At 51.1% G+C, this 10,731-nt stretch carries 10 protein-coding genes; all 10 read right to left on the bottom strand.

Annotated features, from left to right (window positions below):
- Positions 1-365: TetR/AcrR family transcriptional regulator (locus TY09_RS17785; RefSeq protein ID WP_147584731.1), on the bottom strand; the 365-nt coding region annotated here is incomplete at its 3' end.
- A gap of 474 nt (positions 366-839) precedes the next feature.
- Positions 840-2,009, bottom strand: a complete 1,170-nt coding sequence (locus tag TY09_RS16645; protein ID WP_042436683.1) for a GGDEF domain-containing protein — start codon at positions 2,007-2,009, stop codon at positions 840-842.
- Between the two features lie 498 nt (positions 2,010-2,507).
- Positions 2,508-3,191, bottom strand: coding sequence for a D-lyxose/D-mannose family sugar isomerase (locus tag TY09_RS16640; RefSeq protein WP_042436680.1), 684 nt, complete (start codon positions 3,189-3,191; stop codon positions 2,508-2,510).
- Between the two features lie 2 nt (positions 3,192-3,193).
- Complete coding sequence (locus tag TY09_RS16635; protein ID WP_042436677.1) at positions 3,194-4,156, bottom strand: carbohydrate kinase family protein; 963 nt, start codon at positions 4,154-4,156, stop codon at positions 3,194-3,196.
- Positions 4,144-4,479 (bottom strand): hypothetical protein, encoded by a 336-nt coding sequence (locus tag TY09_RS16630; RefSeq protein WP_147584729.1) that lies wholly within the window; start codon positions 4,477-4,479, stop codon positions 4,144-4,146. The genes TY09_RS16635 and TY09_RS16630 overlap by 13 nt, the downstream gene beginning before the upstream one ends.
- Positions 4,480-4,825: 346 nt before the next feature.
- Positions 4,826-5,950: a substrate-binding domain-containing protein gene (locus TY09_RS16625; RefSeq protein ID WP_009066435.1), complete on the bottom strand. Its 1,125-nt coding sequence runs from the start codon at positions 5,948-5,950 to the stop codon at positions 4,826-4,828.
- A gap of 56 nt (positions 5,951-6,006) precedes the next feature.
- On the bottom strand, positions 6,007-7,266 hold the full coding sequence (locus tag TY09_RS16620; protein ID WP_035317314.1) for a sugar ABC transporter permease: 1,260 nt from the start codon (positions 7,264-7,266) through the stop codon (positions 6,007-6,009).
- Positions 7,253-8,830 (bottom strand): sugar ABC transporter ATP-binding protein, encoded by a 1,578-nt coding sequence (locus TY09_RS16615; RefSeq protein ID WP_147584727.1) that lies wholly within the window; start codon positions 8,828-8,830, stop codon positions 7,253-7,255. The genes TY09_RS16620 and TY09_RS16615 overlap by 14 nt, the downstream gene beginning before the upstream one ends.
- Positions 8,831-8,870: 40 nt before the next feature.
- Positions 8,871-9,704, bottom strand: coding sequence for a Cof-type HAD-IIB family hydrolase (locus TY09_RS16610; RefSeq protein ID WP_042436666.1), 834 nt, complete (start codon positions 9,702-9,704; stop codon positions 8,871-8,873).
- 5 nt (positions 9,705-9,709) lie between these two features.
- A partial coding sequence (locus TY09_RS16605; RefSeq protein ID WP_042436663.1) for an ROK family protein occupies positions 9,710-10,731 on the bottom strand: 1,022 nt, incomplete at its 5' end.

The following is a 10,731-nucleotide window of genomic DNA, read 5'->3' as shown; positions in this document are numbered from 1 at the left end:
CTGAAAAGTTCCCCCAGAATGATGCTGAAAATCTTTTCTTTTTCCTTTGCGATTCTCATTACGTGATCCACAAGCCTTTTGATCACGTCCGCATTATAAATATCAATATTATATAACTCTTCTGTATTGGCTGCGCCGACCGAGTTTTTCTTTTCCTGAATCATCTCATCGACGTTCTGATTGATCAGCTCCAAATAAAGCTCTTCTTTGCTTTTAAAGTAGTAATAGATCAGAGCCTGGTTCACACCCGCTCTTTTCGCGATTTCATCCACTCGGGCGCCGTCAAACCCAAATTCGTAGAACACCTCCAAAGCGGCATCGAGAATCCATTGCCGCCTTTCCTGACTGTTTTCTTTTCCGGGCATGCGTTCCAGCTCCTTAATTAACTATTTAGTTAAATATATTTCAAAAGGGAAAAAATGTCAATCCCATTTATTTTGTTTTTTAAATCAGGACATCTTCAATGAAATCACTTCAGGTATTGCATACGTAAACTGAACGCTTGTATTCCCTTACTCACATTGCTTCACACAATAAGACCTGTTCTAAACAATCAGGAGCTTTCGCGCTATCCCGTTTTGTGGCAATGTATAGAATCAATTGAAACATAGAGTGGTATGAAATTCCTCCCTCCAATGAATCCCGGCGCTTCTTTCCGGGCGGCTGTCTGTTTATCGTCTTTTTCACTTTTTTAGTAATCCTCCTATAAAATACAGCGGGTAATGGAATGAACATTCATTCCATTACCCGCTGTATTTCTTTTATTAAGATTGTAACCATAAAAACTTTAGTAAAAGAAGAATGATTGAAATCAAAGATATCTTTCAAGTCATCTTATATCATATCTCTGCCGCGCTTCTGCAGCAATTTTTCCCCTGGGATTTTGCCAGATAGAGAGCCTGATCGCAAAGCTTATAGAGCATATCGATATCTGTTTCTTCACCCGGAAGGATGCTGAAAAAGCCCACGCTTATCGTGTACTTTATGTTAGAGCCGGCGTCTACGGATGAATTCTCTATCGTCGACCTCAGCCGTTCTGCAACTTCCTGGACCGCTTTTTCATCTGCCCCAGGAAGCAATATGGCAAATTCTTCTCCGCCATATCTGCCGAACAGATCGTAATCCCTCAATTGCTTTTTCAGGGTATCTGCAAAATCCTGTAATACCGCATCGCCTACGAAGTGCCCATACTTATCATTGATTTTTTTAAAGTCGTCAATATCAATCAGTAAGAATGAGATTTTCTCCTGCTTCCTCAGGCACAGGGAAATCAGCTCTTTGGAACATGTTATAAAGGTCTTTCGGTTCAATATGTTTGTCAGCCCGTCAAAAGAGGCTGCTTTCAGCAGCTCAAGATCCTGCTTTTCTTTATCCAGAAGGATGAACCCGGTACTTCCCGCAAGCATCACAATGTAGAGCAGCAAAAACAGCCAGGTGTTGAAAATGCTTGTCGATGCTAAGTTCATATCCAAATCTGTCGTGAGTGCCGCAACTGCGCGGAATATCAAAAACAGTATGGTAAGGCTGTAAAGAGCGGCGATTACCTTTTGCAGCGTGGAAGCTTTCTGATCTGTAAAAAGCTTATACACGGGAAATATCATTAAGAGCGCTGTGATGGAGGAGGCAAATGTGATCCTGACGTTCTCCGGAAAGCCATAAGCCGTCGCCCCAATAAATACAGCGATGCAGCAAATCAGCAGAGCCGTATAACGCCTTTTCACTTTTTCGGTGTAATTTCTCTTGATGATCATAAGAGCAATCAGCTCCAGCGCCGCGCCTGTAAATAAGGTTGAATTGCCGACAGCTACTAAGACCATGCTGGGTATTATGCCTCTCAGGCCAAGCATGACCCATGCGGCCGGCTGCAGCAATTTGGAAAGCAAAAACATATTGACCGCTTTGCTTCTGTTTTGTTGATGGGTATAAGCAATGATAAGCGCGCCCGTTAAAAGATGGCCGAACACAAGAACGATCAAAATTGTCGCCATGTTGATGTTAGAAAGAATCATCCATATCCCCCGCAATTCTGGGTTTGTTTTGATAAAGAATTTGTTTCTAAAGTGTACTGCGGTAATACATGTATCTATCAGTTGAATCGCCAGAAAAGTAAAACGAGCGGTTTTGTGTGATACAGGGTAAAAATGAATATTCCGCTTGATTTGTTATCATGACTATTGCCCTATCCCTCGTACTTATTATTTTGATTTCCACTACGCCCGGTATTCCCTGAAGCAAGGGGATATTTTCAAAAGCCGCTCTACTTCAGTTCGGCCTTTTTGTAAAATTATTTTTTCATTATAACATGATGATTCTCATTTTTCGATGTCTTTAAATATTTTAAAAAAGCAAAACCATATACAAACAGAAAAACCGCAACTACTGTTGCAATAGCTGCGGTATGTATCGTTCCTATTCAAATTCCCACGTTTCACTCTTTTGGATTGATCTTCTTAAGAGACCGCTCCATTTATGCTGCGCCCCTTGTATTACTGATCTTTCCCTCGATCTTACGGCTTTGGGTATTCGTTGCAGAGCAAACGGTAGGGCGGCTCGTCTTCCTCAATGGCGGGGAAACGGCCGATGGGTTTCAGAAAGCGGTTGTCGGTATTGTCGTCGTTGCATTGGCTCACCTCACCCAACAGTACCGGTCCCGTGCCTTCCTCCACTGAAAAGTCGTGGTATAAATAGGGCTGTATGGTGATGCTCTCACCCGGCGTCAGGCGCACCTGTGTTCCCGCAGGGACCGTCAGTTCCCGGCCATCCATGTGGACGTGCACTTCCTCGATCTCGTCCAGCCCCTCGCTGGGGGTGGAGTTGTAGACGCGGATCAGAACATTGCCGCCGCCACGGTTGATAATATCCTCCATCTTGCTCCAGTGAAAGTGCATAGGGGCATATTGGCCCTCCCGCAGATAGAGCAGCTTTTCGGCGTAAGTCTTGGCGTATTTGTCCTTCATGGCAAAATTGCCGTTGCGGATGGTAATCAGCGAAAAGCCGACTTTGCCGAAGTCGCCTAGACCGTAGTCGGTAATATCCCAGCCCAGCATGTTGTCGCGGATTTCGTCGTAGTCATGTCCTTTGGACTTCCAGTCCTCCGGCGTAAAGTGACAGAAAGGCGGCAGGGCAAAGCGGTATTCCTTTATGAAAGCCTCCATTTCCATCAGCACCTTGTTAATCTCGCTGCGTTTCATCGTCATCCCTCTTTTCGGTCAAGAAAATCCCTGACCATGTTGATTGTGGGCATCGCCGGTATCCCCCCGCGCTTTTGAACGCACAGTGTGGCGACCGCGTTGGCAAATTCGGTAAAATCCCGGAGCTGTGCTTCGCCGAGCTCATTGAGGCGAAGCCCGCTCATGGCCAGCTGATAGAGGAAGCCACCCCAGAAAGCATCCCCGGCGCCTGTGGTGTCAACCACCGGAACATCGGGAACAGAAACGAGCGCAGACGCGCCTTCCACTGCGGTATAGGCGCCGTTGCTGCCAAGCGTGACGACCGCACAGGAAATTCCTTTTTGAAAAAGGCACCCGGCGGCAGCCTCGGGAGAAGATTCGCCCGTGATCAGCCCGACTTCCTCGTCACTGATTTTGACAATGTCCGCAAAAGGAAGGACGCTTCGCATGATCTCGGTGGCTTCGTCCTCACTTTTCCAGAGCGGCGCACGGTAGTTCGGGTCGTAAGAGATGATTGCCCCGGCTTTTTTTGCGGCTTTCACCGCTTCTATTGTGGCAGAACGCGAAGGCTCATCGGTCAGTGAGAGGGAGCCGAAGTGAAAAATCCTGCACCCCTCTAACAACTCACGCTTCACCTCGCACGCCGTAAGACAGGTGTCCGCACCGGGCTTGCGTGCAAACGAGAATTTGCGCTCGCCCGTTTCAGACAGCTCAACGAACGCAAGCGTCGTAAACACATCTTCCGCGCTGATCAGCCCGCCGGTGTCGACGCCCTTTTCTTCCAGCACCCTGCGCAGATAATCCCCGTGCATATCCCTGCCTACCTTGCCGATAAACGCCGTGCTTGATCCTAAATTCGAAGCGGCACAAAGCATGTTCGCAGGCGCGCCGCCGGGGTTCTGCTCAAACAGGCGCATCCCGTTTTCGCTTCTGCCGTGGTATGTAAAGTCAATCAGTAGCTCACCCAACGCGACTATATCGAACATTCAATCACTCCCGAAAAAAATTTGTAGTCGAGCAACTTCAAAATGACAGCAGTCTCTTTGAAGTCTGCAGCGGTTTCGCCACAGAAGCCCACAAGCAGCGGCCATTGCTCCGACTGCACCGTCAAATGCACGCCTTGCGTGCTCTCGGACAAAACCCACTGCTTGAAAAATGAATGTTCATTTTTAAGTTGTTTGACTATGGCTCTCAAGCTACACTCAATATTGGCGTGGCGTGTGAACATTTTGTCGCTGGTTTGCCCTGGCTTTTCCATGAACGCCATGATTACCGCATTATAAACACCAAGCTTAGAACCTGCTTTCACAGCTCGAAACAACCATTTTGGCGATGAATTTTCCGCCGAGCTTCTTAAATACGAATTACCAATGAAAATTCTTGTCTTATTTTAGCACAAAAGGAGTGCTGATTTCAATTATGTTCCCACTGCTTTCTCCAGCGATTTCATCACCGCGTCCAAAGCAATGTCATTTCACATCAACTACAATTTCATATGAATGTTCCATTCAGCAGGAATTTTCGCGTCTGCAAATCGGACGGCAAAGGAATATCCTCCGCCGTCCCCTTTGCAAGAGCTCAGAACCTGTATTCGTATCCTGAAAGAATCATCTTAGCGGTATTTCTCACTTGCCAATACAGGTTCTTCGGATTGCTTATTTCAGGAGAGCCATACGGCCGGAATCATTCGCGAATACTTCTTTTGCATTTTCCTTGGTGACAACGATCGGAGCCAGTTCATAGACGCCGACGTCTTTCTTGCCATTTTCTACGGTTGTATCGGGGGCGGGCATTCCTTTGCCAGCCTGCAGCGACTTGATAATCTCAATCGTTTTGCCTACCAGAACATCGGTCGGTTTGGCTACGGTAGAATACTGTTTGCCGGACCAAATCCACTCAACGGACTCGTTCTCAGCGTCAAGGCCCGAAACAACGGGGATCTTCTGGCCGGCCTGCTCGGATGCGGTGATGATCGCGCGGGCGATTCCGTCATTGGGAGAGAGAACGCCGTCGATTTCCTTATTGGAGTAGAAGCCGGAGAGGAGGGAATCCATACGGGCCTGAGCCTTGGAGTTATCCCAATCCATGGTAGCGCACTGGGTGAAATCGGTCTGGCCGGAAACGACAACCAGCGTACCATCGTCGATCTTGGGCTGGAGGACTTTCATAGCGCCCTTGAAGAAGTTGGGAGCGTTCGGGTCGGCAGGTCCGCCGCCGAACAGTTCGATGTTGTAAGGACCCTTGCCCTTCTGAGCAGCCAGTCCGTCGAGCAGAGCCTGCCCCTGCAGTTCGCCGGTCTTGATGCTGCCGAACTGCACCACGCCGTCGATACCGGTGGTGTTCTCGATGAGGCGGTCATAGCCGATGATGCTGATGCCGGCCGCCTTCGCTTCTTCCAGAACCGCTCCGAGCTGAGAACCGTCGACAGGGCCGACGACGATCACTTTAGCGCCGTTCTGAATCATAGACTCGATTTGCTGCTGCTGTTGGGGAACCTTGTTGTCAGCGTGCTGGACGATTGCCTTGAAGCCCGCAGCTTCGAGCTGGGCCCGGAACATCTCATCCGCTTCTTTCCAGTTCTGGGTGCCCAGCCAGGGCAGTGCAACGCCGATGGTTGCGTCTGCCGCAAATCCGGCAGCGCCGGATTCAGCGGGGGTGGAAGAGGCGGGTGCAGGCGCAGCGGAAGAAGTAGTTTGCTGTGTTCCGCCGCAGCCGGTCAGTGCTGTTGTCATGGTAAGTGCTGCTGCGAGTAACAGAGATAGACGCTTTTTCGTTTTCATATTAACCTCCTGTTTTAAGTCCGTCGACTAATATGCAAGGCCCGGCCATCAGTCTGTCAGGAATCGCTGCTGGCAGGGGTACCTTTCTGAGGTTCGCCATCCTGGAGTTTGCCTTCCTTTGTGGGAAACAGTCTTCCTGTAATGGAGGGGCGGCCCTGCTGCTTGTTGAACACATCGAAAGCAACCGCAGCGAGCAGCACCAGGCCCTTAATGACCTGAGTGCGGTCAGCGCCAACGCCCATGAGCATCAGCCCGGAGTTGAGAACGGCCATCACCAGTCCACCGATCATTGTGGCAAAAACGGTACCGACACCACCCGAAACAGCCGCGCCGCCGATAAAGACCGACGCAATGGCGTCGAGCTCCCATCCGGTACCATCCGACGGACCTGCTGCGGTCGATCTGCCCACAAACATGATTCCGGCCAAAGCCGCAAGCAGGGACATATTGAGCATCGTGAGGAAATAGGTTTTCTGGACATTGACGCCAGACAATGCAGCCGAGGTTTTGTTGCCGCCGACAGCATAGATATGCCGGCCAAATCTAGTGCGCTGGGTGATCGTGTGATAGATAATGATCAAAATCACGAGAATCAGGCCCGGTACGGGGAAGGATGTGCCGGGGCGGCCAGTGCCGAAAACCCAGGTTAAGTAACCGATGATCACACCGACCAGAACAATCCGAACCACCACCGGCCAAAGCTCCTCTGTTTTTCCGGTCAGGTTGGCCGAACGCGTACGCCCGCGCAGCTGCGCAAAGGCGAAAGCGACGATCGCGATGATCCCCAGCAGCAGAGTCGAGTTATTTATTCCTGTAGCAGGGCCCCAGTCGGGCAAATATCCCGAACCGAACACCTTGAGCTCCTGCGGTGCCGGCACCGAGATGGACCTTGAAATCCAGATGACGCCGCCGCGGAAAATCATCATGCCGCCGAGTGTTGTAATAAAACCGGGAATCCCGAGCTTCGCGAGCCAGAACCCCTGCCACGCGCCGGCGGCCGCACCGATCGCGAGTGCGAGGAGCACCGCGAGCCACCACGGCAAGCCGAAATCCCGCGCGGAAAGGGCCATTACCATTCCCGCGAATCCGGCCACTGAACCGACGGACAGATCGATCTGTCCGATCACGATCACCATCAGCATTCCGATCGCCAGCACCAGCACATACGCATTCCCGGAAATCAGGTTCTGAAAGTTGGAGGAGGTGATCATTCTCCCTCCCGAAGCAATATTAAAGATGATGGTAAGCGCCACTAAGGCAATCACCATGCTGTACTGCCGCAATCCGCCGCCAAGTACTTTCTTAAGATACCTCATAAAGCATTTCTGTCCTTTCCGCGTTAGATTCCAATTTGGAGGTATTTGTCATCATTCTCATCAGTTTTTCCTGATCGGCGTCCTGACGGTCCAACACGCCTGTGATGCTCCCCTCAAAGACGGTGTAGATTCTGTCCGATATACCCAGCAGCTCAGGCAGCTCGGAGGAAATGATGATGACTGCTTTCCCCTGATCCGCAAGATGCTGAATCAGGCGATAGATTTCGTACTTGGCGCCAACGTCGATCCCGCGGGTAGGCTCGTCAAGAATCAAAACATCCGGCTCTGTAAACATCCACTTGCCCAAAACAACCTTTTGCTGGTTCCCGCCGGACAAGGTGGTCACGCCGCTGTTCACGCTGTGCGTCTTGACATTTAAGGAGTCGCGGTAGTGTTCGGCAACCTGAAATTCCTTATCCAAATCAAGGAGTCTGCCGCGCAGAATGCCCCTTAGGTTTGCCGACACGGTGGTGATGCGGATACTGTCCAGCAGGTTGAGCCCCAAGGTCTTGCGATCCTCGGGAACATAGGCGATGCCCTGACGGATGGCGGAGGCAACTGAGGTGACGCGAATCTCTTTCCCCCGGATTTTGATAGAGCCGCCCAGGTACACGCCGTAGTTTCGGCCAAAGATGGACCGCATCAGCTCTGTTCTTCCCGCGCCCATCAGGCCGGCAAAGCCGACGATCTCTCCGGCTCTGACAAAGAAGCTGGAGTCCTTGCAGATCATCCGGCCCGGAATATTGGGGTCTTCCACACGCCAGTCGGACACCTCGAAGATCACCTCGCCGGGATGCGATTCGTGGGTGGGAAAGCGGTTTTCGATGGAGCGCCCTACCATGGCGCGGATGATGCGGTCCTCATCAATTTGTCCCGCTTCAACATAGAACGTTTCGACCGTGCGGCCATCGCGGATGACGGTGACGGCGTCGGCGATCGTCGCGATCTCATTTAGCTTGTGTGAGATCATGATACAGGTGATATCCCGGCTTTTCAGGCCCCGCATGAGCTCGAGCAGGTTCGCGGAGTCGGTCTCGTTGAGCGCGGAGGTCGGCTCATCCAAAATCAGCAGCCTGACGTTTTTGGAAAGCGCCTTCGCGATTTCTACCAATTGCTGCTGGCCCACGCCCAGGTGCTTGATCGGGGTGTCGGGATCGATCGTCAGCCCCACCCTCTCCAGCAGCTCTACCGTGCGGCGCCGCTGGGCATCCCAGTCGATCAGCCCGTGATTGACGGTTTCGTTTCCCAAAAAAATGTTTTCGGTAATGGATAGCTCCGGAATCATTGTCAGCTCCTGGTGAATGATCGCGATGCCGGCTTTCTCCGATTCTTTGATGTCCTTGAAGGCAATTTCATTTTCCATATAAATGATCCTGCCTTCATAGGAACCGTGGGGATACACACCGGAAAGGACTTTCATCAAGGTCGATTTTCCCGCTCCGTTCTCGCCGCAGATTGCGTGAATGTCGCCTTCACGCACCTCCAGCGTCACATCGTCGAGTGCACGCACACCCGGAAAGAGTTTGGTAATACCCTGCATCTGCAGGATCAAGGGACGTTCCATAACTACACTCCCCATACGCTTGCATGTTCACAAGCAAAATTTATATACGATTTTCTGCAAAATTCAACTGTTCCAGTCCCGCGAGCACACCCTCATGGTCGTTGTCTTCCGTCACATTCCGCACCTGTCTTTTTACCTCCGGCGGCGCGTTGCCCATCGCAAAGCAGGTACCGGTGGCAAGCAGCATATCGATATCGTTGAAATTGTCGCCGAAAGATACGGTAGCCTCCATGGGAATGCCATACGCCTCACAAAGATGCTTGACCGCCCCGGATTTTGAAGCGGCTTCGTTCATAATTTCCAGATAGGTGTCTTTGGAGCAGTAAACGGAAAGCCCGGAGAAGCTTTCCTTCAGTGCATGAGTAAGGTCTGCAATCGCCCCTGCTTCCCCCATGCACAAAAGCTTATGTACCTGCCCTTTTTGTGGAACGAAGTCAGAGATTTTGCCTTCTTTCGGAACCGAAGCCGTGATGCTTTGTTCCTGCATGATCCATCTGTCATGAATATTGTCTGAAATCCAGTCACGGTGACAATAGGCGCTGCAGCAAACATCCTTCCATTCCCTTTTCACGAAGTCATCGATCAGAATCGCTTTTCCCCGATCGATGCCGACCGTTTTGACCGGGTCCCCGTGTTCATTAAGGATCAGTGCGCCGCTGTAGCAAACAATGGGTGCTTTGATCCCCAATTCGCGCTGCAGAGGAAAAATTGCCGAGGGCATGCGCGCCGAAACAAGGATAAAAGGGATGCCGATCCGATCCAGCTCCTGTATTTTTTGTCTGGTACCCGGGGAAATACGATGTGTTGAATCCAGGAGCGTTCCGTCAATATCGCAAAAGACCATTTGATACTGCGTTGGCTCGGGAGCAATCATTTGTCTTACCCCCTTTTGCCTGCCGCCGAAAACTTACTGGGCAGCTGCAACACCTTATCCGTTGCTGTGGCGGCTGCGCCATAAAGAGTAGGGTCTACCTTGAGGGCAGATATTTTAATCCGCACCTTGGTGTGCAGTTCGGGAATGACGCGCTGCCTTACCACTTCCTGAACAATCGGCAGCAGCAAATCCCCTCCCTGAGATACGACGTCACCAAGGATAATAATGTCGGGGTTATAAGCGTTGATCAGCGTAACACAGCCGTAACCGATATACTCCGCTGTCTCCCGCACCACATCCAGCGCTTTTTGATTGCCAGCACGGGCCGCTTCAAAAACGGCGGTGCAGGCGTCGCTGCTCTGCGGATTTTCGCTGGGAAGGCATTCCGGCACACGCTCCTGCACTTTTTTCAATATGGCCGGAGCCGAACAATACATTTCAAGGCAGCCATAGTTCCCGCATTCACAGCGCGGGCCGTGGACATCCACGCTGATGTGCCCGGTTTCACATGCGGTGCCCTGTACTCCAAGGAAAAGGCGGCCGCGTTCAATGATACCGGCACCCACGCCGTCGCCCACCAGAAAATATGCCAGCGTGTGCAGCGGCTGGGTATGCCCGCCGAATAACCATTCGGCTAATGCACCCGCGTTTGCGTCATGCTCTATAAAAACGGGCTTATTAAACTCTTCTTTGAATTCCTCAATAAAATTGATGGTGTGCCAGGCGGACATTTGGGTGACGACCGCAATACGGCCTTCATCCCTTAAGTAAGGCCCCGGAACGGCAAGGCCGATGGAAACGACATTTTCATATTTCTTCAGCATGTCGTGTATCTGCTCTTTCATGGCAGAAAGCACCTTCTGGGGATCTTCCTCAAATGGAAACTTCGTTTCCGTGTGTATGTATATCTTGCCTGAAATATCGAACACGCCTACTGCGAACATCTGTCTTGCAAACTTTACCCCAATGATTTGATGCTTATCAGCATTCAGCCTAAGCCCTATGGAACGGCGGTTGTCGCCGCCCG

Origin of the sequence: Faecalispora jeddahensis (assembly GCF_000577335.1) — a bacterium.
GTDB lineage: Bacteria > Bacillota > Clostridia > Oscillospirales > Acutalibacteraceae > Faecalispora > Faecalispora jeddahensis.
This window is presented reverse-complemented; position numbering and strand designations above follow the sequence as displayed.